Here is a 24,729-nt window from a genome sequence, read left to right as displayed (position 1 = left end):
GCCGTGGGCTCCCTCTTCTCCTACACGCTGCTGGGCCTGTTCACGGGCGCCGCCTACGCGATCATGGCCAGCGGCCTGGTGCTGACCTACACCACCACCCGGGTGTTCAACATCGCCCACGGTGCCTTCGGGATGTTCCTGTCCTTCGTGTTCTGGGACTTCACCCAGCGCCAGGGGATGCCCACGGTGCTGTCGCTGATCCTGGTGCTCGGCGTGGTGGCGCCGGCGATCGGCTGGTTCATCCAGCGCTTCGTCACGCGTGGCCTCGGCGAGGGACCCGTCTCGGTCGCGCTCGTCGTGACGGTGGGCCTGCTGGTGGGCCTGATCGGCCTGGCCCAGCAGATCTGGCCGCCGGAGCCGCGTTCGCTGCTGCCGTTCTGGAACGGCACCACCTGGAACGTCGGCGGCACCTACGTCAGCGCGCACCAGGTGATCACCCTGGTCTGCGCGATCGCGGTCGCCTTCGGGCTCTACCTGCTGCTCAACCGCACCCGGATCGGCACCGCCATGCGGGCCTCGGTCGACAATCCCGACCTGCTCCGGCTGTTCGGCGGCAAGCCGGACCGGGTCGCCGCGCTGTCGTGGGCGATCGGCATGTCGCTGGCCGCGCTCGGCGGCATCCTGCTGGCTCCCGTCGTGCTGCTCGACTACTACGCCCTCACCCTCCTCGTCATCAACGCCTATGCGGCCGCCATGCTCGGCCGGCTCAAGAGCCTGCCGATGACCTTCGGCGGGGCGATGGCGCTGGGTGTCCTCGAGTCGCTCGCCGTCGCCTACCTGCCGAAGGAGGGTGTCATCAACTCCTTCCGGGCGGTGATCCCGGCGCTCTTCCTGTTCGCGATCGTGGTGCTGATGCCACAGGCGCAGCTGCGGATCGGTCAGGTCAAGGGCATCGTCACCGCGCCGGTGCCGACCATGAGGCTCTCGCTCGGGTCCGGCGCCGGGCTGCTCGTCGTGGTGCTGCTGGTCGTCAACCTGGTCGCGCCCAACCAGGTGCTGCTGGTCGGCGTGGCGGCGACGTACGCGATCGTGATGCTCTCGCTGGTGCTGCTGACCGGGTACGGCGGCCACGTCTCGCTCGCGCAGTTCACCTTCGCCGGCATCGGCGCGCTCGCCTACGCCAAGCTCGACGAGCCCAACCTGCTCGGGCTGCTGCTCTCGGCGCTGATCGCGGCCGCGGCGGGAGCGCTGGTGGCGCTGCCGGTGCTGCGGCTGACCGGGCTCTACCTCGCGCTGTCGACGATGGCGTTCGCGGTGCTGATGGACAAGGTGGTCTTCAACGCCGACTTCGCGTTCAAGTTCAACGGCACCCTGGCCGCCGAGCGGCTCTCGATCGTCGGGCTGCGGATCGGCTCGGACACGGCGTACGTCTGGTTCATGGTGCTCGCCTTCGTGCTGCTCTCGCTCGGCCTCCTCGTGCTGCGGCGCGGGGCGCTGGGCCGGCTGCTGGTCGCGATGCGCGACAGCCCGTCGGCGTGCGGCACCCTCGGCCTCGACATGCGCTGGTTCCGGGTCGGCCTGTTCGCGCTCTCGGCCGGCATCGCGGGCCTCGCGGGCGGCCTGTTCGCCGGCCTGCGCGGCACCGTCGGCGCGGCGGACTTCCTCTACTTCCAGTCGCTGCTCGTGCTGCTGCTCGCCGTCGTCTTCGGCGCCACCTCGGTGACCGGCGCGCTGCTGGGCGGGTTCGCGCTGATGCTGCTGCCCGAGCTCCAGGCGGCCTCGCCCGGCCTGGCCGGGCTGATGTTCGCGGTGATCGGCTTCGGCGCGGTGCTCCTCGGCCGCGATCCCAACGGCCTGGCCAACCACCTGTTCCGGGTCGGCCGCTGGCTGCGCGGGCGGGTCGCCCCCGGGCTCGAGGGCCGGCTGCAGTCACTGCTGCCCCGCGGCGGGAGCCCCGACGGGACCGACGGTGCGGTCGACGTGCCGCTGGTCGACATGGAGAGGGTGGGCTGAGCGATGGCGCTGCTCGAGGTCGACGACGTCGTGGTCCGGTTCGGTGGGGTGACCGCCGTCAACCGGGCCACCTTCACCGCGGACCGGGGCGTGATCACCGGGCTGATCGGCCCCAACGGCGCCGGCAAGACCACCTGCTTCAACGTGATCACCGGCCTGCAGCGGCCGACCAAGGGCCGGGTGCGCTACCGCGACCGCGACGTCACCGGCTGGCCGGTGCACCGCCGCGCCCGGCACGGCGTGGGCCGCACCTTCCAGCGGCTCGAGGCGTTCGGGTCGCTGTCGGTGCGCGACAACGTCCGGGTGGCCCAGGAGATCCACGGCGGACCAGTGGCCTGGTTCGGCGGCCGGCGCGGCGCGGTCTCCGTCGAGGTGCTGCTCGACCGGGTCGGGATCGCGGACTACGCCGACGAGCGGGCCGACTCGGTCCCGACCGGCACCGCGCGGCTGCTCGAGCTGGCCCGGTGCCTGGCGAGCGACCCGCAGCTGCTGCTGCTCGACGAGCCGTCGTCCGGCCTCGACGAGACCGAGACCGACGCCTTCGGCGAGCTGCTGGTCGAGCTCGCCGCCGAGGGCTGCTCGATCCTCATGGTCGAGCACGACATGGACCTGGTGATGAGCGTGTGCCACGACATCCACGTGCTCGACTTCGGCGAGATCATCGCCTCCGGGGCACCCGCCGACATCCGCACCGACCCGGAGGTGCAGCGCGCCTATCTCGGCTACGCCGAGGACGAGGGCGACACCACGGTGCTGGAGGTGGTCTCGTGAGCGTCCCGATCCTCGACGTGATCGACCTGCACGCGGCGTACGGCCGGATCGAGGTGCTGCGCGGCGTCGACCTGTCCGTGCCCCGCGGCGCGGTGATGGCGCTGCTCGGCCCGAACGGTGCCGGGAAGTCGACGCTGGTCAAGGTGATCAGCGGCCAGAAGGAGGCGACGTCCGGCGACATCCACCTGGCCGGCGTCCACGTCCAGGGCGCCGCGTCCGACGCGCTGGCCCGGGTCGGCCTGTGCACCATCCCCGAGGGCCGCTCGGTGTTCCCGAACCTCACGGTGGAGGAGAACCTGGTCCTGATGTCGTACGCCGGCGTCCCGGCCTCGGCCGTCCTGGACACCGCCTACGCGTACTTCCCGCGGCTGCACGAGCGGCGCCACCAGCTCGCCGGCACCATGTCCGGGGGCGAGCAGCAGATGCTCGCGATGTCGCGGGCGCTCGCCTCGGACCCGGCGCTGCTGCTGCTCGACGAGCTGTCGATGGGCCTGGCGCCGCTGATCGTCGACGAGCTCTACGAGACCGTCGCCCGGATCGCCGAGTCCGGCGTGTCCATCCTGTGCATCGAGCAGTTCGCGCGGACCGCGCTGCGGGTCGCCGACTATGCCGCCGTGATGAGCGGTGGACGCATCGTGGCCACCGGTGAGCCGGGGGAGATCCTCGAGACCATGGCCGACGTCATCCTGGGAGGGGCAGCATGACCGCGACACACCACCGACTCCGACTCGCCGTCACCGGCGCTCTGGTGGGCTCCCTGGCGCTGCTGGCCGCCGGTCCCGCCGCCCAGCCCGCGTCGGCCGACGGGGGCGCGGCGCCCTACGGCGGGTACACCACGCAGGCCTGGTCGGCCCCGATCCGGGTCGAGGTGTTCGAGCCGAGCATCCCGATCCCCGTCGACGCGGGGCAGGCCCAGGTCGAGTTCGACCTCGGCTACAGCAAGGTCAAGGCCGACTCGGGCGAGTCGCGCGGCCGCTCCAGCCTGTTCTGGCCCGGTGACCCGGTCGGCGAGGGCCTGAAGACCTTCGGCGAGCAGCTCGGGCTGCCGTCGACGCCGCTGACGGCGAACGGCTACCCGATGCAGGTCAACTCCCAGTATCCCGGCGACACGCCCACCCAGAAGGACGAGTCGATCCCGGGCGCGATCATGACCACCACCTCCGGCGAGGGGACGGCGAGCGCGGAGACCGGCTTCTCACCGGACGGCACGGTGCAGGGGCCCGACGGCCCGGTCGCCGACCCCAGCCAGAAGAGCGGCCTGATGGACCTGCTCAACGGGATCACCGGGATGCTCACCGGTGGTGGGCTCGGTGGTGGGCTCGGGGGTGGGCTCGGCGGCGCCTCGGCGACCACCCCGGCGTCGGCGCCCGGCCTGCCGCCCCAGCTCGCGGCGCTGGTCGACGTCGACGGCTACGTGTCCACGTCGAAGATGGAGGCCAAGGACAGCAAGGTGGTCGGCGTCTCGCGGGCCACCCTGGGCGAGATCCGGCTGCTCGGCGGCCTGATCACCCTCGGCGGCGTCGAGACCGTCGCCAAGGCCACCTCCGACGGCAGCACCGGCACCGCCACCGGCAAGGCGGTCTGGGGCAAGCTGGCGATCGCCGGCCAGGAGTTCGGCCTCGGCCCCGACGGTGCGGTCGCGATGGGCAAGACCACCCCGATCCCCGGTCTCGACCAGCTGCCGCTCGACGCGCTGAAGGCCCTCGGCGTCACCTTCGAGATCCCCGAGCAGGTCCGCACCGTCGACGGCGACGCCGGCACCAGCCTGTCGCAGGGCCTGCGGATCACCATCGACACCCAGCTGCTCTCGCCGCTGCTCAAGGCGCTGCCCACCAGCGTCCTCGGCGAGCTGATCCCCGCCCAGGCCGGACCGCTCAAGGGCGTCGTCTCCGGTCTGTCCAACCTGGCGCCCAAGGTGGTCGTCACCCTCGGCGTCGCCAAGGCCGAGGTCGACACGGTGCCGCCGATCGACATCTCTGCCCCGCCGCCCGCCACCGACGAGGCCGCCGCCCCGCCCGCCGCCCCGGAGGCCGCGCCGCCCGCCGCGGCCGGTGGGGTCGGCGTACCGTCGGCCGCGACGCCGGTGCCGGTCGGCACCGTGCCCACCGCGGGCTCCGCGCCCACCGGCGACCTGGTCGACGCCGCGCCCACCAGCGCCGGCCTGCCCGAGCTGTTCTCCATCCCCGGCATGCTCCTCGTCGCCGCCTTCGCCCTCGCGGCGGTCGCCGGGTCCTGGTTCCGCCGGCTGGGCGCCGCGGCCCTCGGTCTCGGCGCCTCCTGTCCCCACGGCCTCGACAGCGGCCTGCCCGACCTCCGAAAGGCCTGAGCCCATGACCACCGCCGCCACCCCCTCCGGCCGCGCCGGCAGCCTGCCCCGGGCGGGCGAGTCCACCCGCTCGGGCATCGCGCCCCTCAAGGACAACCACTACGCCCTGCTCCAGGTGGTGCTGTTCTGGGCGGGCGCGATCATGCTCCCGCTCGGCATCGTGGTGATCATCCTGGGTTGGTACGGCGCCGCCAACACGCCGTACCAGTGGGACCAGATGTCCTATGTCGTCTCCGGCGGCATGCTCGGCCTGGGCCTGACCTTCGTCGGCGGCTTCCTCTACTTCGGTGCCTGGCTGGCCCGGATCGCCGCCGACGGCCGCGAGTCCTCGAAGCGTCTCGCCGACACGCTGCTCGTCCTCGCCGAGGTCACCGCCACCTCCGCCCGCACCGACGAGCAGGGCCACGACGTGGGCGCCATCCCCGTCGTCGCCGGCGGCGGCACCACCATGCACCGCCGGGACTGTGCGCTGATCGCCCACCGCGACGACCTCACCCCCGTGGGGGAGGACAACGCGCACCTCGCGACCTGCCGGGTGTGCCGGCCGACGGCGCGCCGCTGAGCCGCGGTTGGGGTGACTCGCGCCTGTGGATAGCCGGGCGCGGAGGACGGGCGCCGCTGGTTGGCTGGAGCGGTGCAGCCGTCGTTCGCGCCCGGAGCCCCTGCTCTGGGTCAGCGATGCCGTGGCGTGGTGTCTCCAGCGCGGGCAGCCGTGGCGGCGCGCGGTCAGTGACCTGGTGGTCGCGGACATCGCCGCGGACACAGAAGACGGGCCCGGCTAAACGTCCATGGGGACGGCCTCCGGGCCCGTGTCTCCATTAGATCACGGTCGTCGACGCCGAACCAGGCGGATCGCCCCGGCCTGTGGACGACACGCGCCTGGCCTCCTAGGCCGCGCTCTCCTGCGGTGTCTCCGCCTCCGTCCGCGCCGCGAACCAGCGCGCGAGGGGGAGCAGGGTCAGCACCAGCACCATCGGTACGACGAACCCGAACCTCAGCTCGTCCTTCCCGACCACGCCGGTGAGCACCGCGCCGAGCAGTCCGCCGACGTAGTTGAACTGGTTGAACCGGGCGATCACCGCGTCCACCCGCTCGACCGAGCCGCCGGCGATCCGGGCGGCCGCCGAGAAGCTCAGTGGGGCGACGACGGAGATGCCCGCGCCGGTGAGCGTGAAGCCGAGGACGGCGACCGGCCAGGTCGGGGCGGCGGTGACCACGACCAGGCCGCCGCAGGCGACGACCGCGCCGACGCGCAGCACCGGGGTGACGCCGTACCTCTCGACGAGGGAGTCGCCGGCGACCCGGACCAGGAGGCTGGCGACCAGGTAGGGGAGGGTGGCGAGGGCGACCCACCGGGAGGGGGCGTCGACGACCTCGTCGAGGTAGACCGCGCCCCAGGTCTGGGCGGCGGTGTCGACCATGTAGAAGACCACCATGCCGAGGCCGACCATCAGGATCGGCCGCCACGGGATCGCGAGGTCGGGCCCGGGACCGGCCAGCGCGGCCTCGGGGTCGCGCGGCAGGAAGCGGGCGCCGGCCACGACCAGCGGCAGCACCGTGATCAGCGCGGTCCACGGGAGGTCGAGGTCCGCCGTGGCGAGGGTGAGCGCCGCGCCGACCAGTCCGCCGAAGGTCCACGAGCCGTGGAAGCTCGGCAGGATGGTGCGGCCGTAGCGTCGTTCGAGCGCGACCGCCTGCATGTTGGTGGTCGCGTCGACCATGCCCAGCCCGACGCCGTAGACCCCCACGCCGAGGAGGAACGCCGGCCACGCCGGCGCCGCCAGCATCAGCGCCGCCCCGCCCGCCACCAGCACCAGCCCGGCCCGCAGCACCCGCGCGCTCGCGGTCCGCGCCGACAGCCGCTCGGCGAGCACCGACCCCGCGCCGGCCAGCAGCACGATCGCCAGCAGCACGCCGGAGATCCCGAGCTCGGAGAGGTCCCAGCGGTCCTTGAGATCGGGCAGCCGGGTGGTGAGCCCGATGAAGACGAAGCCCTGGGTGGCGAACCCGGCCGCGATCGCGAGCCGGTAGCGGTGGAGGGTGGGCATGCGGGGATCCTGCCACTGCTCGGGGGTGGCTGGCAGGATGTCGGCATGGCCGATTCCGCGTTCCTGGCCCGGCACGGCGCGACCGAGTGGAGTGTCTCGGGGCGACACACCTCCCGCACCGACCTGCCGCTTCTCCCCGAGGGCGAGCAGGTGGCTCGTGGGCTGGCCGACCGGCTGGCCGGCACCGCCTTCGCCGAGGTGCTGACCAGCCCGCTGCTGCGTGCCCGGCGTACGGCGGAGCTGGCCGGCTTCCCGGACGCGGAGGTGTGCGACGACCTCCTCGAGTGGGGGTACGGCGACTACGAGGGCCGCACGACCGCGGAGATCCGCGAGGAGGTGCCGGACTGGACCGTCTGGACCCATCCCAGCCCTGGCGGCGAGCCGGCGGCGGCGGTGGCCGCGCGGTGCGACCGGGTGGTGGCCCGGATCCGGGCGGCGGGCGGTCCGGTGCTGGTGTTCGCGCACGGCCACGTGCTGCGTGCCCTGGCGGCGCGCTGGCTGGGGCTGCCGGTCGCGGACGGGCGGCTGTTCCGCCTCGACACGGCGACCCTGTCCGAGCTCGGGCACGAGCGGGAGACGCCGGTGCTGCTGCGCTGGAACAGCTGAGCGAGGAGCGGGGCGGATGCTTGACGAACGGCGCGTCGCGCAGCACGGTGTCGATCATGCCGACCGATGAGCCAGCGGAGTCCGGGGTGCGGGTGGAGTGCCCCCGCTGTCCGGCCCCCGTGGCCGAGGTGGGGGACGGGAGCTGGTCCTGCCCGGACCACGGCGTGGTCGTCCCGCTGTGGCGGCCGCTGACGTCGTCCTACGAGGAGTTCGCCGCCCACCTCCAGCGGGTCGGCCCGTTCCCGACCTTCCTGCCGTGGCCGCTGGGGCCGGGGTGGTCCGTCAGCGACTTCGCGGCCGTGGTCTCCGAGGGCGACAGCGCCCGCGCGACCATGGCCTGCGTGGCCGGCACCAGCCAGCTCGACGGCCCGGTCGACGTGATGGTGATCAGCGAGGAGCCCGGCACCGGCTTCGGCGCCCGGGTCGCCGGGCTGGCCAGCGCCGGCGACACCGAGCCGCTCGATCCCGGCCACGAGGTCGGCGAGGGCCCGCCACCGGTCCGGGTGCGCGTCGACCAGTACCCGGTCGGGCTGTGGCCGGTCTCGGTCAGCACCTCACCGGGGGAGTGGGACCGCTCCGTGCTGGCGGGCGAGGCGGGCGGCCGGTGGCTGTGGCTGGTGCTGCGGCCCGCCTCGGCGATCCTGCTCCTGCGCGACGACTGGATCCTGCGCGACATCTCCGCCACCGGCCCCCAGCTGGTCGCCCTGCCGTTCGGCGGCCCGGCGCCGTCCTGGTGACCGTCCCGACTTTGGCCATTTCCGCTCCTGGCGGCGCCCGGATGCGAGAGCATCCCCAGCGGACCACGAGGAGGCCCGCATGGCGCGGAACGCGCAGGCGCTGCGGCGTCGTACGGCAGAGGCGATCGCCCAGCGCTCGGACCTGACGGTCCGCACCCGGAGCGCGCCGACGGGCCTGCGGGCCCGCCTGCGCTACGGCTTCGACAACACCATGGCCCGCGGTACGCCGGCCCTGGTGGCCTGGCTGTTCGCCGTCACCGTGCTGCTGGTCGTCGTGTTCGCCGTCATCGACATCGTCTCGGGGATGCGGCGCGACCACATCGGGTTCTGGGAGGCCGCCTTTCAGGCCCTGCTGCACGCCCTCGACCCGGGCACCGTCGCCGGCGACACCGGCGCGCGCTGGAGCTTCATCGTCACCATGCTGGTGCTCACCGTGGCCGGCCTGTTCATCGTCAGTGCGCTGATCGGCGTGATCGCCGCGGGCATCGACGCCCGGATCGCCGAGCTGCGGCGCGGCCGGTCGGTGGTCCTGGAGAGCGACCACTCGGTCATCCTGGGCTGGTCGGACTCGATCTTCACCGTCATCAGCGAGCTGTCGATCGCCAACGAGAGCCGGCGCCGGCCGGTGGTGGCGGTGCTCGCCGACCGCGACAAGGTCGAGATGGAGGAGGAGATCCGCGCGAAGGTGCCGAACCTGCGCGGCACCCGCGTCGTCTGCCGCTCCGGAGCGCCCTCCGACATCGACGACCTCGCCATCGTCAGCCCCGCCGCGGCCCGCTCGGTCGTCGTCCTGTCCGGCGACGGCGCCGAGCCGGACCGCGACGTGATCAAGGCGCTGCTCGCGCTGCGCTCCCTGCTCGCGGCCGATGCCGGCCCGCGGGTCGTCGCCCAGCTGCGGGACCCGGCGAACCTCGAGGTGGCGCGGCTGATCGGCCGCGACCGGCCGGGCGGCATCTCGCTGCTCGACATCCGCGAGACGGTCGCCAAGCTCGTCGTCCAGACCTCGCGCCAGTCCGGCGCCGCCGCCGTGTACCGCGAGCTCTTCGACTACGACGGCGACGAGATCTACTTCCTCGAGCAGCACGAGCTGGCCGGCGCGACCTACGCCGACGCCCAGCTCCACTACGACCAGCTGACCGTGATCGGCGTGGCCACCGGCAGCAGCGTGCAGCTCAACCCGGCGCCCGACACCGTCGTCGGCGACCGCTCGCTCGTCGTGATCGCGGAGGACGACTCCGTGCTCGCCACCGCGCCGCGCTCGAGCGCCACGGTCGCCGAGGACGCCTTCGCCGGCCAGCCGGCGGAGCAGCCGCGACCGACCCACGCCGTGGTCCTCGGGTGGAACGAGCGGGCGCCGATCGTGCTGCGCGAGCTGGACCGGTACGCCGCCCCGGGCTCGACCCTCACCGTGGTGACCGAGCACGGCGCGCCCGGCGTACCCGACACGGCGAACCTCGCGGTGACCGTCGTCGAGGCCGCCACCACCCGCCGCGCGGTCCTCGACGAGCACGTCGCACCGGGCTGCGACCAGGTGATCGTGCTCTGCTACTCCGACGACCTCGACGCCGAGGCCGCCGACGCGACGACGCTGATCACGCTGCTCCACGTGCGCGACATCCTGGCCAGCTCCGCGAGCAGCGCCCCGGTCATCAGCGAGATGATGGACGACCGCAACCGGGTGCTCGCCCAGGTCGCCGACATCGACGACGTCGTGGTCAGCGGCGAGATCGTGAGCCTGATGGTCGCGCAGCTGTCCGAGGACTCCCGGATCGAGCCGGTCTTCCACGACCTGCTCGAGGAGGAGGGCAGCGAGATCTACCTGCGCCCGGCGGAGTGGTACGTCGGCCCCGGCCGTGAGCTCTCCTGGGCGACCGTCGTCGCGGCCGCCGCCCGCCGGGGCGAGACCGCGATCGGGTTCTCCTCGCCCCGGCTGGCCGAAGCCGGCTCGCGGGTCGGTGTCGCGGTCAACCTCGCCAAGAGCGAGACCGTGGTCGTCGAGCCCGGCGACCGGGTCGTGGTCCTCGCCGAGCTGTGAGGCCGTCCCCACCCCGGGGGTGGTGCGGGCACCACCACCGATCGGGGTCGGTGGGCCCCTGACGGCGCGGCGTCGCGGCGGAAGGCTGGACGCATGCCAGCCCTCCGAACCGCCCTCCGTCGCCGGCCGTTCACCGTGCTCGGGTTGCTGACCCTCGTCGTGGTCGGCCTCGGCTCCGGTGCGCTGACCGGCGACATCCTCGACCACGACTGGGGCCGAGCCCTGGCCTACGGCCCCGACCCGCTGGCCGCCGGCCACTGGGGAACCCTGCTCACCGGCCCCCTGCTCGCCATCGCCCCCTGGTGCTACCTACCGGTGCTGCTGAGCTTCGCGCTGTGCATCGGGTACGCCGAGCCCCGGCTCGGGACCCTGCGCACCGCCCTGCTCTGGCTGGTCACCCAGGTCGGCAGCGTCGTGGTCGCGAGCGCGCTGATCCTGGCCGTCGGCCCGGACTCCCTCCAGCACGCGCGCGACGTCGGCCCGTCGGGTGGCGCGCTCGCCGTAGGCGCCACGATCACCGCCTTCCTCGGCACCGTCCCCCGGCGCGTGGTCCGCACCGGCCTGGTCGGGTACGCCGTGCTCTCCCTCTTCCTGATCGGCCATCTCGCCGACGTCGTCCACCTGGTGGCGGTCGCCGCCGGCCTGCTGATCGGCTCCCTGATCGGCCCGCGGCGCCGGCCGCTGGTCAACCGCGACCGCGCGATCGAGCACCTGCGGCGCGACGGCGGCGGCACCCTGTCCTGGATGACCACCTGGCCCGGCGTGCGCTACTTCTACGACCCGCGCGGCGAGGGCTATCTCGCCTACCGCCGCCACCTCGGCGTCGCGCTGGCCCTCGGCGACCCGATCGGCACACCGGACTGGCGGGCCCGCGCGGCGCGCGAGTTCGCGGCCTTCTGCGACGACGAGCACCTGGTCCCGAGCCACTTCGCGGTGACCGGGCCGGTGGCGCGGACGGTCGGCGGGCGCAGCCTGCAGATCGGCGAGGACACCCTGCTCGACCTGCCGGGCCTGGAGTTCCGGGGCAAGCGGTGGCAGGACGTGCGTACCGCCCGCAACCGCGCGGCCCGGGACGGCATCCGGTTCGAGCTGGTCGCCCTCGCCGACGCCGACCCGCGGATCATCGCCCAGGTGCGGGAGATCAGCGCGGCCTGGCTGCGCCGCCAGCGCACCCCCGAGCTCGGCTTCACCCTCGGCGGCGTCGACCACGCCATGGACCCGCGGGTGCGGGTCGCGCTGGCCCTCGACGCCGACGACCGGGTGCACGGGTTCCTCTCGTGGCTGCCCGTCCACGGGGCCGGCGGCCGGATCGACGGCTGGACCCTGGACCTGATGCGACGCCCCGACGACGGCTTCCGGCCGGTCATCGAGTTCCTCATCGCCGAGTCGTGCCTGGCCTTCCAGGCGGAGGGCGCGACCGTCGTGTCCCTGTCGGCGGCGCCGCTGGCCCGCAGCGCGGGGGAGGCGGAGGGCTGGCTGCAGCGGGGGCTGGAGCGCTCGGCGCGGCTGCTCGAGCCGCTCTACGGGTTCAGCTCGCTGCACGCCTTCAAGGCCAAGTTCTCGCCCCGCTGCGAGGCCCTGCACCTCACCTACCGCTCGCTGGGGGAGCTGCCCCGGATCGGGGCGGCGGTGCTCATCGCGTACCTGGTCACTCCCAAGACCCGCGAGGCCGGTACGCCGCTCACCTGGCCGGTCCCGGTGGCCGCTGAGCAGGTCGAGCAGGCCGAGCGGGGCGAGCGGGTGCCCGCCGCGGCCTGACGGCGACGGCCGCCCGCCGCGGGCACTAGCCTCGTACGGTGACGATCGACCTCCACACCCACTCCAGCGTCAGCGACGGGACCGCGGCGCCCGCCGACCTGGTGCGGGCGGCCGCGGCGGCGGGGCTGGACGTGGTGGCGCTCACCGACCACGACACCACGGCCGGCTGGGCCGAGGCGGCCGCGGCGGCGGAGCAGGTCGGCATCGGGCTGGTGCGGGGGATCGAGGTCAGCACCCGGTTCCGTGGGGCCGGTGTCCACCTGCTGGCCTATCTCCCCGACGACGCCGACCCGGCGCTGCAGGCCGAGCTCGGCCGGATCGTGGAGGGACGCGAGGCGCGGGTGCCGACGATGCTCGCCCGGCTGCGGGAGCTCGGCGTACCCGCGACCGAGGAGGCGCTGGCCGAGGTGAGTCCCGACAACCAGGTGACCGGGCGCCCCCACGTCGCCGACCTGCTGGTGCGCCTGGGCGTCGTCCGCAACCGCAACGAGGCGTTCGCCCGCTACCTCGCCGACGACGGCCCGGCGTTCGTCGACCGGTACGCCGCCGACCTGGTCGAGATGATCGGGCTGGTCACCGCCGCCCGCGGGGTCAGCGTGGTCGCCCACCCGTGGGGGCGCGGCTCGGCGTCGGTGCTCGACGAGGCGGCCTTCGCCGAGCTCGCCGCGGCCGGGCTGGGCGGCATCGAGGTCGACCACCTCGACCACGACCGGGCCGAGCGGGGGCAGCTGCGGGGGATCGCCTCGCGGCTGCGGCTGCTGGTCACCGGCTCCAGCGACCATCACGGCACCGGCAAGACCGGGCACGAGCTCGGCTGCGAGACCACCTCCCGGGGCGAGCTGCGGCGTCTGCTCGACCGGGCCGCCGAGCTCGGCTCGCCCACCGGCCTGGTCGGGGGCGTGCGCCGATGATCGACGCCGTGCTGCTCGTCGAGGTGTTCGTGACCCTCTTCGTGATCATGGACCCCGTCGGCACGGTGCCGATCTTCCTGTCGCTGACCGCGGGCCGCAGCGCGGCCACCGCCCGGCGCGCCGCCTGGCAGGCGGTCGCGGTCTCGTTCCTGGTGATCACGCTGTTCGCGCTCTTCGGCCAGCAGATCCTCAACTACCTGCACATCTCGCTGCCCGCGCTGCAGTGCGCCGGCGGCCTGCTGCTCCTGCTGGTCGCCCTCGAGCTGCTCACCGGCAAGCAGGACGAGCTGACCGCCTCCGCCGACGCCAACATCGCCCTCGTCCCGCTCGGCACCCCGCTGCTCGCCGGCCCGGGCGCGATCGTCGCCACCATGCTGTTCGTCCAGGACATCGGCTCCTGGGGCGACGGCGTCTCCGTGGCCCTCGGCGTGGTCGGCGTCCACGTCGCGCTCTGGGCCGCGATGCGCTACTCGCTGCCGATCCTGCGCCTGATCCGCGACGGCGGCGTCCTGCTCGTCACCCGGATCGCCGGCCTGCTGCTGTCCGCCATCGCGGTGCAGCTGGTCGCCGACGCCGTCCGGGCGTTCATCGCCGGCGAGGGCTGAGCCGGCCCCTCACTTCCGCCCCAGCGACTGCAGCCGCTGGAGCAGCGAGCTGGGGACCACGCGGGTGCCGGCGACGATCGCCTGGTAGCGCTTCGACGGGATCGACAGCGCCCGGCCGCGGTCGAAGTCGGCGAGCGCGTCGCGGACCAGCCGGTCGGGCTCCAGCCACAGCAGCCGGGGCGCCGAGGCGTCGCGGTCGACACCGAGCCGCTGGTGGAACTCGGTCTTGACGAAGCCCGGGCACAGCGCCATCACGGTGACGCCCCGACCGGCGTACTCCTGGTGCGCCCAGGCGCTGAACGAGTTCACCCAGGCCTTCGCCGCGCTGTAGGTGCCGCGGGGCAGGAAGGCGGCCACGCTCGACACGTTGATCACGCCGCCCCGCCCACGCTCGACCATGCCGCCGAGCGCGGCATGGGTCAGCCGCAGCACGGCGCGCACCAGCACGTCCTGCTGGGCCTGCTCGACGTCGACCGGGTTGTCGAGGAAGCGCTCCTTGAGCCCGAAGCCCGCGTTGTTGACCAGGAGGTCGACCGGCGCCGCGCGGTCGGCCAGCCGGGCCTCGACGCGGGCGAGGGCGTCCAGCGAGGTGAGGTCGGCGGGCAGCACCTGCACCCCGACGGCGTACGACGAGCGGAGCTCCTCGGCGACGGACCCGAGCCGGGCCTCGTCGCGGGCCACCAGGACCAGGTCGTGGCCGCGCGCGGCGAGCTGGCGGGCGAACTCGAGGCCGATGCCGGCCGTGGCGCCGGTCACGAGGGCTGTGGGCATGCCGCAACCCTAGGCCCCGATCGGGCATGATGGTCCCGATGAACAGCGTGCAGGCGGCTCCCACGATCCTCGCTGTCGCCAACCAGAAGGGTGGCGTCGCGAAGACCACCAGTGTCGCGTCGATCGGAGCGGCCCTCGCCGAGCGGGGGCAGCGGGTGCTGCTCGTCGACCTCGACCCGCAGGCCTGCCTGACCTTCTCGCTCGGCATCGACCCCGAGGACCTCGAGCTCTCGGTCCACCACGTGCTGACCAAGGGCACCGCGGTGGGGGAGGTGATCCTCGAGACCGAGGACGGCGTCGACCTGCTGCCGGCGACCATCGAGCTGGCCCGCGCCGAGGCCGACCTGCTGACCCGCACCGGCCGCGAGCACGTCCTGCGCGGGGTGCTCGAGGACCTCCAGGCCAGCGGACGCAGCTACGACTGGGTGCTGCTCGACTGCCCGCCCTCGCTCGGCGTGCTCACCGTCGCGGCGCTGACCGCGGCCGGCGGCGTCCTCATCCCGCTGCAGTGCGAGACCCTGTCCCACCGCGGGGTCGGCCAGCTGCTCGACACCGTCCACGACGTACGCCGGTTCACCAACCGCGACCTCGCGGTGTGGGGCGTCCTCCCGACGCTCTACGACGGCCGCACCAACCACGCGCGCGCCGTGCTCGACACGATCGCGGAGACCTATGACCTCGAGGTCGTCGAGCCGCCGATCCCCAAGACCATCAAGTTCGCCGAGGCGCCGGCCGCGGGCCGCTCGATCCTCGCGACCAGCCGCACGAGCAAGGGCGCCGAGGCCTACCGCGAGGTCGCCGGCTCCCTGCTCGCCCGGTCGGCCCGCTGAACGCCGTGTCGAAGCACGCCGCCCGCCCCGATCCCGGCCGCCACCGCGCCCGCCGCGCCGCCGGCCGCCGCCGCGCCACGCCGGTGCGCCCGCGCTACGGCCGGATCACCGCCGTCGCCGCGGCGCTCAGCGTGACCGCCGTCGCGGTCGCGGGCGGCTTCGGACTGCTCCCCGGCGAGCCCGAGGCGCCGGCCGCCGCCAGCCAGGACAGCCCGACGACGCCGGCCGCCTCCACCCAGAGCGCCACCCCGGAGCGCGACGACCTCACCGCGCTCCAGCCGTCCGCGACCGCCGACCTCGCCGACGTGAGCGCCCCGCTCGCCGCGCTCTCCGACTCCACCGAGCTGCCGCCGCGGTCCGGGACCGGCCGCCGGATCGTGTTCAGCGAGGGCCGGCAGCGGGTCTGGCTGGTCGACGGAGACGGAGAGGTCGCCCGCACCTACCTGGTCTCGGGCAGCGTCGAGGACAACCTCGACCCCGGCACGTACGCCGTCTACTCCCGCAGCCGCCACGCCATCGGCGTCGACGACTCCGGCACCATGGAATACTTCGTCCGGTTCACCCGCGGCACCCAGGGCGCGGCGATCGGCTTCCACACCATCCCCGTCGACGAGGGCAAGCCGGTCCAGACCCGCGAGCAGCTCGGCACCCCCCTCTCCCACGGCTGCATCCGGCAGGCCCGCCCCAACGCGATCGCGCTGTGGGACTTCGCCCCGGTCGGCACCACCGTCGTCGTCACCGCCTGACCTCGATTTGCCCCGGAGCGGGGGCTTCTGCCTAGGGTGCCCGGATGCTCGCCACGTACGGGAAGCACCTCGCCAAGATCTGCGTCGCCCTCCTGGTCCTCGCCCTCGGCGCCTCGCTCGCGCAGAGCCAGAGCGCCACGGCCGCCGCGCCTGAGCCCGACGGCACCCCCGCCGTCCCCGCCGCCAAGGGCGGTGGGTTCGAGGTCCGCGCGATGACCTTCAACATCCTCACCGCCTCGATGGCGCCCGGCGGCATCGGCCGCGCCAACGCCGCCGCGACCCAGGTCCAGCAGCGCAAGCGCAACGTGGTCGCCTTCCAGGAGGTGCACCAGTCCCAGCTGAAGGTGCTGCGGCACCGGCTCTCGCGGTTCAAGTTCTGGCCGCGCCGCACCCTCGACAACTTCAGCGGCGCGATCCAGATCGCGTGGAAGACCGACGAGTTCGACGTCCTCGACAAGGGTGCGATCTACCGTCCCTCGATGGGCAAGATGCGCGCCATCCCGTGGGTCAAGCTCAAGAACCGCGGCACCAAGCGCGTGCTCTACGTCGTCGCGATCCACAACGCCCCCGGCGGCCTGGAGCACGAGCGCGACGTCTCCACCGACCGCGAGATCAAGCTGATCAAGCGCCTCGGCGCCAAGGGCAACCCGGTGCTCGTCATGGGTGACATGAACGAGCGGGTCGAGTTCTGCCAGCGGGTCGCCAAGGCGACCGACCTGGTCTCCATCGGCGGTACGAAGAAGAAGCCCTGCCCGGTGCCGCCCAAGGCCGGACCGGACTGGATGCTCGCCACCTGGACCGGCACCAAGTTCAGCGACTACGCCAAGGTCTACAACGGCATCAGCGACCACCCGGTCGTCGTCGGCAACATCTGGGTCGAGCCGCTCGCCAGCTGAGGTTTGTTTGGCGCTCGCCAAGTCAACACAGGAGCCCGGACACGGATGTCCGGGCTCCTGTTGTGTTGGTCAGGCCGCTCGGTGGTGGCGGGGGTTCGCGACAGCGCCACAACGACACAGGAGCCCGGGCCGATGGCCCGGGCTCCTGTTGTTGTCGCTGGGTGCGCTCAGGCGCTGGGCGTCTCGGCCTTCGCCGCGCCGCCACCGCTGCTGCGGCGACGACGCCGGCGGTTGCGGTTGGCCGGACGCTCGCCGCCCTCGGCGGCCGCGCCCTCGCCGGTCTCGGCCTTCGGCGCCGACGCCTCGGCGCCGTCCTCGACCGGCTTGCCGCCACGGGTGCGGGTCCGGGTGCGGGTCCGGTTGCGGTCGCTGGAACGACGCTCGGAGCGCTCGCCCGAGCGCTCGGCCCGCTCGCCCTTGGGGGCGGGCGGCGCCGGGGGAGCGATCCGGCCTTTGGTGCCGGGGGCGATGCCCTGGTCGTGGAAGAGGTGCTCGGAGGTGGAGTACGTCTCGACCGGCTCGTCGAAGGGCAGGTCGAGGGCCTTGTTGATCATCTTCCAGCGGTGCACGTCGGTGGCGTCGACCAGCGTGATCGCGATGCCGGAGGCGCCGGCGCGGCCGGTGCGGCCGATCCGGTGGACGTAGGTCTTGTCGTCCTCGGGGCAGGTGTAGTTGACGACGTGGCTGACGCCGGACACGTCGATGCCGCGGGCGGCGACGTCGGTGGCGACGAGGACCTTGATCTTGTCCTCGCGGAACCGGGTCAGCGCCTTCTCGCGCGCCACCTGCGCCATGTCGCCGTGCAGCGGGCTGGCCTTGAAGCCGCGCTCGACCAGGTCGTCGGCGACCCGCTGGGCCTGGCGCTTGGTGCGGGTGAAGACGATCATCTTGTCGGCGTCCTCGGCCTGCAGCAGGCGGCCGAGGATCTCCGGCTTGTCGAGGTCGTGGGCCAGGTAGATGAACTGCGCGGTCGCCGGCACGGTCGCGTTCTCGTACGACGACTCGGCGCGGATGTTCATCGGGTGCCGCATGTGCATGCGGGCCAGCGAGACGATCGCGGAGGGCATGGTCGCCGAGAAGAGCATGGTCTGGCGGGTCTCCGGGGTCATCCGGAGCAGCTTCTCGACGTCGGGCAGGAAGCCGAGGTCGAGCATCTCGTCGGCCTCGTCGAGGACCAGGGCGTGCACGTGGGAGAGGTCGAGGACCCGGCGGTTGGCGAGGTCGATCAGCCGGCCCGGCGTACCGATGACGATGTCGACGCCGCTCTCGAGCGCCTCGATCTGGGGCTCGTAGCCGACGCCGCCGTAGATCGTGAGGACCCGCAGCCCGCGGTCGCGGCTGGCGATCTCGAGGTCGCTGGACACCTGGATCGCGAGCTCGCGGGTCGGCGCCACGATGAGTGCCTGGGGCTTGCCCTGGGGGAGCTCGGCGTAGTCGGGGTCGGTGGGCGCGACGCTGCGCTGGATCACCGGGATCCCGAACGCGAGGGTCTTGCCGGTGCCGGTGCGGGCCTGGCCGATCAGGTCGGTGCCCATCAGCGCGACGGAGAGGGTCATCTCCTGGATGGCGAAGGGATGGACGATCCCGGCCCGCTCGAGCGCGTCGCAGATCGCCGGCATCACGCCGAGGTCGCGGAAGGTCGGAGCCTCCGCCGCGGTCTCGGTGGTGGACGCAGCGGTGGTGTCGTTGGAAGTCAGTGTTCTGTTCGCTTTCGTGAGTGTCGTCAGCCGGTCGGCATGGCGCCAGATCAATGCGGCTGTTCACACTCAGCCGCGCACATACGTGGGCGGGTGCCCGGGCGGGCCGGCCGTGCTCCCCGGGTGGTTCAGGGGATCGGACTGGCTCTCACCACCCCCTAGCGTACTTGTACGCTCAGCGCATGGCTGAATCCGCCGCCGCGAGCCCCGACTTCGCCGACTCCGACCCGGCCTACCGCGAGGCCGTCGTCGACCTGCTGGGGGCGATCGCGTACGGCGAGATCTCGGCCTTCGAGCGCCTCGCCGAGGACGCCAAGCTCGCGCCGAGCCTGGCCGACAAGGTCGACCTGGCGACCATGGCGAGCGGCGAGCTGACCAAGGTGCACGCCCTCCACGACCGGATCCGCGCGTTCGGCGCCGACCCGTTCGAGGCGATGCTGCCGTTCCGCGAGCCGCTCGACGCCTTCCACCGCCACACCGCTCCCGCCGACTGGCACGAGGGCCTGGTGAAGGCGTACGTCGGCGACGGGCTCGCCAACGACTTCTACCGCGAGATCGCGGCCTATCTCGACCCCCAGACCCGCGACCTGGTCGTCACCTCGATGGAGGAGGGCACGCACGCGACCTTCGTCGTCGACCGGGTCCGTGCCGCCATCGCGCAGGACGCCCGGCTCGGCGGCCGGCTCGCGCTGTGGGGCCGCCGGCTGATGGGGGAGGCGCTCACCCAGGCACAGCGGGTGGCCGCCGACCGCGACGCGCTGACCGCGCTGCTCGCCGGCGGCGTCGACCGCCCCGGCCTCGACCTGGCCGCGATGGGCCGGATGTTCACCCGGCTCACCGAGCGACACATGGCCCGGATGGCCGAGCTGGGCCTGGAGGCCTGACCCGGAGACATCCCTCGCGACGGCGCCCCTTCGGGGAGGAACGTCTAGGCCACCGCGCCGAGTACCCGCGCGTAGTTGTCCCCCATCAGGCCGGCCAGCGACTGCTCGTCCCAACCCCGCGCCTGGGCCCGCGCCGCGAATCCCGGGAAGTCCGCGAAGCCCGCGATCCCGACCGGGTAGTCCCACGGAGGCGGCGGGTAGAAGGCCGGGTCGTAGCCGAAGAAGGCGACGTCGTCCTCGTCCTCGTCGGCGAAGTCCAGCCCGAGGCTCACCGCCTCGGGGCCGGCCAGGTCGGCGATGTGCGCCGCGTGGTCGAGGACGTCGTCCGCGGTCGGTCGCCGCCCCTCGGGGCCGAGGAAGCCCGGGAACCCGCAGACACCGATGACACCGCCCCGCGCGGCGATCTCGCGGATCACGACATCGCGGAGGTTGCGCGGGTGGTCGTAGCGGGCGCGGGCGTTCGAGTGCGACGCGAGGACCGGACCGCCCGCCGCGGCGATCGCGTCGAGGGCCGTCCGCTCGTTCGCGTGGGAGACGTCGCAGACGACGCCGAGCGCACCCATCTCGGCGACGACGTCGCGGCCGAGCGCGGTGAGACCCGCGGAGGGTTCGGCGAAGGCGCCGCCGCCGAGCAGGTTCGCGTCGTTGTAGGTCGGCTGCAGCACCCGGACGCCCGCCGCCGCGAACGCGCGCAGGTGGTCGAGGCTGCCTTCGAGCGGATCGCCGCCCTGAAAGTGGAGGACGATCCCGAGCTGTCCGTTCTCGCGGGCGGCCGCGAGGTCGCCCGGCGCGGTGCAGATCCGCCGCCGGTCTGGCGCCGCCGCCGCGCACGCGTGCCACGCCCGGACGACCGTCATCGCCTCGGCGTACCCCTCGAGACTGGCGACCGTCGGGGCGACGGCGGTGATGCCACCCCGCCGGAGGTCCGGCTCGTGCTCGGCGAGGTTCTCGGGTCGCAGCAGCGGGATCGCGCCGTCGATCACGTGGGGCACGGTCCCGACTCTCCCATACACGGAGGAGGAGCGTTCGGAGCCGCTCCACAGCAGTGCTGTCCCCCTGACCGAGCCCTGATCGAGCAGGGTCAGTGGCTGATGATCGTGCTGGCCAGCGCGCCGGCCATCAGCAGCCCGACCGCGCCGAGCACCACCATGCCGCCGGTGAAGCCCGGCGGCACCCCGCCGGTCCGCATCGCGATCTCGGTGCGGGTCCAGCGGTGCCAGCCGACGCCGAGCGCCACCCCGGCCACGACGACCAGGCCCAGCGACAGCACCAGCCGGGTGGCGAGGGTGAACTCCAGGGCGGGTGAGCTGACCGCCACCGCGCCGGCGACCAGGGCCAGCGAGGTGCGCACCCAGGCCAGGAAGGTGCGCTCGTTGGCGAGCGAGTCGCGCGGCTCGGGATCCCGCCCGGCGTCGTACACGTGGTGGGGGCGGCGTCGCGGCCGGGGCGTCGCCTCCGGGCGATCGGGTGCGGTCACGGCCCCAGCATGCCGCAGCCGGGGCACGGGACCACCTCCGACGATCTCGCGGCGGCAGCCACTAGGCTGACCGCGACGACAGCCCGTCCCCCCGACTCCAGGAGCAGTACACGTGGCAGCGATCGAAGCCGTCGGAGCACGCGAGATCCTCGACTCCCGCGGCAACCCCACCGTCGAGGTCGAGGTCCTCCTCGACGACGGGTCCTTCGCCCGGGCCGCCGTGCCCAGTGGCGCGTCCACCGGCGCCTTCGAGGCGGTCGAGCTGCGCGACGGCGGTGACAGGTACGTCGGCAAGGGCGTCCAGAAGGCCGTCGACGCCGTGATCCAGGCGCTCGGGCCGGCGATCGAGGGTCTCGACGCCGCCGACCAGCGGCTGATCGACCAGACCCTGCTCGAGGCCGACGGAACGCCCAACAAGGCCCAGGTCGGCGCCAACGCCATCCTCGGCGTCTCGCTCGCCGTGGCCCGCGCCGCGGCCGACTCGGCCGACCTGCCGCTCTACCGCTACGTCGGCGGCCCCAACGCCCACCTGCTGCCGGTGCCGATGATGAACATCCTCAACGGTGGGGCGCACGCCGACACCAACGTCGACATCCAGGAGTTCATGATCGCGCCGATCGGCGCGCCGACCTTCCGCGAGGCGCTGCGCGTGGGCGCGGAGGTCTACCACGCGCTCAAGTCGGTGCTGAAGGACAAGGGACTGGCCACCGGCGTCGGCGACGAGGGCGGCTTCGCGCCCGACCTCGAGTCCAACCGGGCCGCGCTCGACCTGATCGCCGAGGCAGTCGCGAAGGCCGGCTACGAGCTCGGCAAGGACGTCGTCCTGGCGCTCGACGTCGCCGCGTCGGAGTTCTTCGACGACGGCGGATACCAGTTCGAGGGCGCGAAGAAGACGTCCGCCGAGATGATCGCCTACTACGCCGACCTGGTGGCCAACTACCCGATCGTCAGCATCGAGGACCCGCTCGACGAGGACGACTGGGAGGGCTGGAAGGCGATCACCGACCAGCTCGGCGCCAAGACCCAGCTCGTCGGCGACGACCTGTTCGTGACCAACGTCGAGCGCCTGCAGCGCGGGATCACCGGCGGCCAGGCCAACGCGATGCTGGTCAAGGTCAACCAGATCGGCTCCCTCACCGAGACCCTCGACGCCGTCGAGCTCGCGCACCGCAACGGCTTCCGCAACATGATGAGCCACCGCTCGGGCGAGACCGAGGACACCACGATCGCCGACCTCGCGGTCGCGACCAACTGCGGCCAGATCAAGACCGGCGCCCCGGCCCGGTCGGAGCGGGTCGCGAAGTACAACCAGCTCCTCCGGATCGAGGACGAGCTGGGCGACGCCGCCCGCTACGCCGGCGCCGGCGCCTTCCCGCGCTACCAGGGCTGACCGACCGGAGCATCCGATGGCCGACGACCGCCGTACGTCCCGCAAGCCCGGCCGCCCCGTCTCGGGGCGGTCCGGGCCGCGGTACGCCGAGCGGCTGAAGGCCGAGCGCAAGAAGGCCGCCCGCGAGCGCGAGGCGGCCCTGGTCCGGGCCCGGGCCGAGCACCAGCAGAAGGCCCGGCTGACCAGCCGGGCGGCCATCGTGGTGCTGGTCCTCGCCGTGCTCGCCGTGTCCTACGCCTCCTCCTTGCGGGCCTACCTCCAGCAGCGCAGCAACATCAACGCGCTCGAGGCGCAGATCGCCCAGCGCGAGGACAAGATCGACGACCTGCGCGACGAGAAGAAGCGCTGGGACGACCCGGCCTACGTCGCCCAGCAGGCGCGGGCCCGGTTCGGCTACGTCGCCAAGGGCGAGACGCCGTTCGTGGTCGTCGACGCCGACGGCAAGCCGCTCGACGTCTCGGCCGAGCTGGGCGATCCCGCGAAGGTCGCCGATCCCGACCGGCGCACCTGGTACGACGACGCCTGGGACTCGATGAAGATCGCCGGCAACCCGCCCACCACGGTGCGCGACCCCCAGGACGAGATCAAGGCTCCCAAGGAGGACCTCGAGCAGTGAGCGACGCCATGACCAGCACGGACGAGGCGGTCATCGCGGCCCAGCTCGGGAGGCCTCCACGCGGCGTGCACGCGATCGGGCACCGGTGTCCGTGCGGCAATCCCGACGTGGTGGCGACGGAGCCGCGGCTGCCCAACGGGACGCCCTTCCCGACCACCTACTACCTCACCTGTCCCCGGGTGAACTCGAAGATCGGCACGCTCGAGGCGTCGGGACTGATGCGGGAGATGCAGGACCGGCTCGGCACCGACCCCGAGCTGGCGGCCGCCTATCGTGCCGCCCACGAGGCCTACCTGGCCGACCGGGCCGCGATCGGGGAGGCCGGGCGCTTCGACGTACCCGAGATCGAGGGCATCTCCGCCGGGGGCATGCCCGACCGGGTCAAGTGCCTGCACGTCCTGGCCGGCCACGCGCTCGCGGCCGGGCCGGGCGTGAACCCCCTCGGCGACGAGGTGCTGGAGCTCCTCGGGGAGTGGTGGGCCAAGGGGCCGTGCGTCGCGCCGGGAGCCGACGGCCCGGATGAGTGAGCCGGTCGCCGCGATCGACTGCGGCACCAACACCATCAAGCTTCTCGTCGGCGACCCGGTGGGCGACCCGGTCGGCGTGCGCCGGGAGAGCCGGATGATCCGGCTCGGACAGGGCGTCGACGCGACCGGCCGGCTGGCACCGGAGGCGCTGGAGCGGGCCTGGGTCGCGATCGACGAGCTCGCCGCGATCGTCCGGGCGGTCGGCGTGGGACCGGAGCGGACCCGGTTCTGCGCCACCTCGGCGACCCGCGACGCCTCGAACGCCGGCGAGTTCGCCGCGGGAGTCCACGCTCGGCTCGGCATCGCCCCCGAGGTGCTCTCGGGCGAGGAGGAGGCGCGGCTCGCCTTCGCCGGCGCGGTCCGCGGGCTGACCGCGGCCTCCGTGGAGCTCCGCGGCCCGACCCTGGTCGTCGACATCGGGGGCGGCTCGACCGAGCTGATCCTCGGCGATCCGGCGACGGGCCCCCGCGCGGCGCACTCCATGGACATCGGCTCGGTCCGGCTCCACGAGCGGCACGTGCGCCACGACCCGATCACGCCCGCCGAGATCGCCGCCGTCGTCGCGGACGTCGACACCGCGCTCGACGCGTGCCCGGTCGACCCCGCCGCCGCTCGCTCGGTGGTCGCCGTCGCCGGCACCAACACCACGATCGCCGCCGGCACGCTCGGCCTGGCCGCGTACGACCGCGAGCTGATCCACGCTCGGGCGCTCGCCGTGCCGGACCTGCTGGCGCAGGTCGAGCGGCTGCTGGCGCTCTCCGTCGCCGAGCGGCGCGCGCTCGGCTGGATGCACCCCGGCCGGGCCGACGTGATCGACGCCGGCGCCCTCATCCTGGCGCGGGTGCTGGCCCGGCTCTCGGTGGAGGTGGTCACGGTGGCCGAGACCGACATCCTCGACGGGATCGCCTGGTCGCTGCTGTCCTGAACGGCCCGATGGCGGCCTCACGAGGGGCCCGGGTTATCAGATCCGACGTCATCGTGAGAGCCGGCTTCGGGTCGGTCGACGCCGGTCCGGGGCCTCCGGGGCCCGCCCTCGCGCGGCCATGGGGCCGTTCCGGGGTGTGATTCGGGTGACTCGGCGGGTGAATTCGAGAATTTTACCTTCGCGGTTTTCCCGCCTGAGAAGGCCATTTCGAGCCACTTTC

General features: G+C 73.5%; 24 protein-coding genes. 19 read left to right on the top strand and 5 right to left on the bottom strand.

The features are described from left to right. Positions 1-3 precede the first annotated feature (3 nt). The 5 genes from JOD66_RS04045 to JOD66_RS04025 are packed head-to-tail and all read left to right on the top strand — an operon-like array spanning position 4 to position 5,612. Positions 4-1,953: a branched-chain amino acid ABC transporter permease gene (locus tag JOD66_RS04045; RefSeq protein WP_307823280.1), complete on the top strand. Its 1,950-nt coding sequence runs from the start codon at positions 4-6 to the stop codon at positions 1,951-1,953. A 3-nt stretch (positions 1,954-1,956) separates the two neighbouring features. Continuing rightward, positions 1,957-2,724 (top strand): ABC transporter ATP-binding protein, encoded by a 768-nt coding sequence (locus JOD66_RS04040; RefSeq protein ID WP_204835642.1) that lies wholly within the window; start codon positions 1,957-1,959, stop codon positions 2,722-2,724. Further along, positions 2,721-3,428 (top strand): ABC transporter ATP-binding protein, encoded by a 708-nt coding sequence (locus JOD66_RS04035; protein ID WP_141797927.1) that lies wholly within the window; start codon positions 2,721-2,723, stop codon positions 3,426-3,428. The genes JOD66_RS04040 and JOD66_RS04035 overlap by 4 nt, the downstream gene beginning before the upstream one ends. After that, positions 3,425-5,050, top strand: coding sequence for a choice-of-anchor P family protein (locus JOD66_RS04030; protein ID WP_204835641.1), 1,626 nt, complete (start codon positions 3,425-3,427; stop codon positions 5,048-5,050). The genes JOD66_RS04035 and JOD66_RS04030 overlap by 4 nt, the downstream gene beginning before the upstream one ends. Positions 5,051-5,054: 4 nt before the next feature. Beyond that, positions 5,055-5,612 (top strand): hypothetical protein, encoded by a 558-nt coding sequence (locus JOD66_RS04025; RefSeq protein ID WP_204835640.1) that lies wholly within the window; start codon positions 5,055-5,057, stop codon positions 5,610-5,612. A 325-nt stretch (positions 5,613-5,937) separates the two neighbouring features. On the opposite strand, the gene JOD66_RS04020 is transcribed toward JOD66_RS04025, so the two are convergent. Further along, on the bottom strand, positions 5,938-7,098 hold the full coding sequence (locus tag JOD66_RS04020; protein ID WP_204835639.1) for an MFS transporter: 1,161 nt from the start codon (positions 7,096-7,098) through the stop codon (positions 5,938-5,940). A 45-nt stretch (positions 7,099-7,143) separates the two neighbouring features. Here JOD66_RS04020 and JOD66_RS04015 point away from each other — a divergent pair, with 45 nt between their 5' ends. The 6 genes from JOD66_RS04015 to JOD66_RS03990 all read left to right on the top strand — a co-directional run bounded on the left by JOD66_RS04015 (position 7,144) and on the right by JOD66_RS03990 (position 13,750). Further along, positions 7,144-7,704 (top strand): histidine phosphatase family protein, encoded by a 561-nt coding sequence (locus JOD66_RS04015; RefSeq protein ID WP_204835638.1) that lies wholly within the window; start codon positions 7,144-7,146, stop codon positions 7,702-7,704. A gap of 56 nt (positions 7,705-7,760) precedes the next feature. Then, positions 7,761-8,441, top strand: a complete 681-nt coding sequence (locus JOD66_RS04010) for a DUF6758 family protein (RefSeq protein WP_239545075.1) — start codon at positions 7,761-7,763, stop codon at positions 8,439-8,441. A 79-nt stretch (positions 8,442-8,520) separates the two neighbouring features. Next, on the top strand, positions 8,521-10,476 hold the full coding sequence (locus tag JOD66_RS04005) for a CASTOR/POLLUX-related putative ion channel (protein ID WP_204835637.1): 1,956 nt from the start codon (positions 8,521-8,523) through the stop codon (positions 10,474-10,476). 93 nt (positions 10,477-10,569) lie between these two features. After that, the gene (locus tag JOD66_RS04000) at positions 10,570-12,234 is read left to right on the top strand and encodes a bifunctional lysylphosphatidylglycerol flippase/synthetase MprF (protein WP_204835636.1); all 1,665 of its coding nucleotides are present in this window, start codon (positions 10,570-10,572) and stop codon (positions 12,232-12,234) included. A gap of 38 nt (positions 12,235-12,272) precedes the next feature. After that, complete coding sequence (locus JOD66_RS03995) at positions 12,273-13,145, top strand: PHP domain-containing protein (protein WP_204835635.1); 873 nt, start codon at positions 12,273-12,275, stop codon at positions 13,143-13,145. After that, positions 13,142-13,750, top strand: a complete 609-nt coding sequence (locus JOD66_RS03990) for a MarC family protein (protein WP_204835634.1) — start codon at positions 13,142-13,144, stop codon at positions 13,748-13,750. Before JOD66_RS03995 ends, JOD66_RS03990 begins: the two co-directional genes overlap by 4 nt. A gap of 9 nt (positions 13,751-13,759) precedes the next feature. Here the strand turns inward: JOD66_RS03990 and JOD66_RS03985 are convergent, their stop codons facing one another. Further along, complete coding sequence (locus JOD66_RS03985; RefSeq protein WP_204835633.1) at positions 13,760-14,521, bottom strand: SDR family NAD(P)-dependent oxidoreductase; 762 nt, start codon at positions 14,519-14,521, stop codon at positions 13,760-13,762. A 38-nt stretch (positions 14,522-14,559) separates the two neighbouring features. On the opposite strand from JOD66_RS03985, the gene JOD66_RS03980 reads away from it, so the two are divergent. The 3 genes from JOD66_RS03980 to JOD66_RS03970 are packed head-to-tail and all read left to right on the top strand — an operon-like array spanning position 14,560 to position 16,993. Continuing rightward, entirely contained in the window at positions 14,560-15,351 is a 792-nt protein-coding gene (locus JOD66_RS03980) for a ParA family protein (protein WP_204835632.1), read from the top strand. Positions 15,352-15,356: 5 nt separating this feature from the next. Continuing rightward, positions 15,357-16,097, top strand: a complete 741-nt coding sequence (locus JOD66_RS29360; RefSeq protein ID WP_204835631.1) for a L,D-transpeptidase — start codon at positions 15,357-15,359, stop codon at positions 16,095-16,097. 44 nt (positions 16,098-16,141) lie between these two features. After that, on the top strand, positions 16,142-16,993 hold the full coding sequence (locus tag JOD66_RS03970) for an exonuclease/endonuclease/phosphatase family protein (RefSeq protein ID WP_204835630.1): 852 nt from the start codon (positions 16,142-16,144) through the stop codon (positions 16,991-16,993). A gap of 167 nt (positions 16,994-17,160) precedes the next feature. Here JOD66_RS03970 and JOD66_RS03965 read toward each other — a convergent pair whose 3' ends face one another. Further along, positions 17,161-18,612: a DEAD/DEAH box helicase gene (locus JOD66_RS03965; protein ID WP_239545073.1), complete on the bottom strand. Its 1,452-nt coding sequence runs from the start codon at positions 18,610-18,612 to the stop codon at positions 17,161-17,163. 260 nt (positions 18,613-18,872) lie between these two features. Here JOD66_RS03965 and JOD66_RS03960 point away from each other — a divergent pair, with 260 nt between their 5' ends. Next, on the top strand, positions 18,873-19,574 hold the full coding sequence (locus JOD66_RS03960) for a ferritin-like fold-containing protein (RefSeq protein WP_204835628.1): 702 nt from the start codon (positions 18,873-18,875) through the stop codon (positions 19,572-19,574). Positions 19,575-19,618: 44 nt separating this feature from the next. Here the strand turns inward: JOD66_RS03960 and JOD66_RS03955 are convergent, their stop codons facing one another. Together JOD66_RS03955 and JOD66_RS03950 are read right to left on the bottom strand one after the other, a co-directional pair. Then, positions 19,619-20,566: a dipeptidase gene (locus JOD66_RS03955; protein WP_204835627.1), complete on the bottom strand. Its 948-nt coding sequence runs from the start codon at positions 20,564-20,566 to the stop codon at positions 19,619-19,621. An 89-nt stretch (positions 20,567-20,655) separates the two neighbouring features. Then, positions 20,656-21,051 (bottom strand): YidH family protein, encoded by a 396-nt coding sequence (locus tag JOD66_RS03950; RefSeq protein ID WP_204835626.1) that lies wholly within the window; start codon positions 21,049-21,051, stop codon positions 20,656-20,658. A 112-nt stretch (positions 21,052-21,163) separates the two neighbouring features. Here JOD66_RS03950 and eno point away from each other — a divergent pair, with 112 nt between their 5' ends. From eno to JOD66_RS03930, 4 genes are read left to right on the top strand one after another with little or no spacing between them, the layout of a single operon-like run. Then, complete coding sequence (gene eno, locus JOD66_RS03945) at positions 21,164-22,441, top strand: phosphopyruvate hydratase (RefSeq protein WP_204835625.1); 1,278 nt, start codon at positions 21,164-21,166, stop codon at positions 22,439-22,441. A 16-nt stretch (positions 22,442-22,457) separates the two neighbouring features. Then, a complete protein-coding gene (locus JOD66_RS03940; protein ID WP_204835624.1) occupies positions 22,458-23,057 on the top strand; it encodes an FtsB family cell division protein in 600 nt (199 codons plus the stop codon). Positions 23,058-23,065: 8 nt separating this feature from the next. Further along, complete coding sequence (locus JOD66_RS03935) at positions 23,066-23,584, top strand: DUF501 domain-containing protein (protein WP_205126231.1); 519 nt, start codon at positions 23,066-23,068, stop codon at positions 23,582-23,584. Next, positions 23,577-24,509, top strand: coding sequence for a Ppx/GppA phosphatase family protein (locus JOD66_RS03930; protein WP_204835623.1), 933 nt, complete (start codon positions 23,577-23,579; stop codon positions 24,507-24,509). Before JOD66_RS03935 ends, JOD66_RS03930 begins: the two co-directional genes overlap by 8 nt. The last annotated feature ends 220 nt before the right edge of the window (positions 24,510-24,729 follow it).

This window comes from Nocardioides nitrophenolicus (assembly GCF_016907515.1).
In the GTDB taxonomy this organism is placed as follows: Bacteria; Actinomycetota; Actinomycetes; order Propionibacteriales; family Nocardioidaceae; genus Nocardioides; species Nocardioides nitrophenolicus.
The sequence above is the reverse complement of the archived record's forward strand: the minus strand, read 5'-3'. Positions and strand labels throughout refer to the sequence as shown.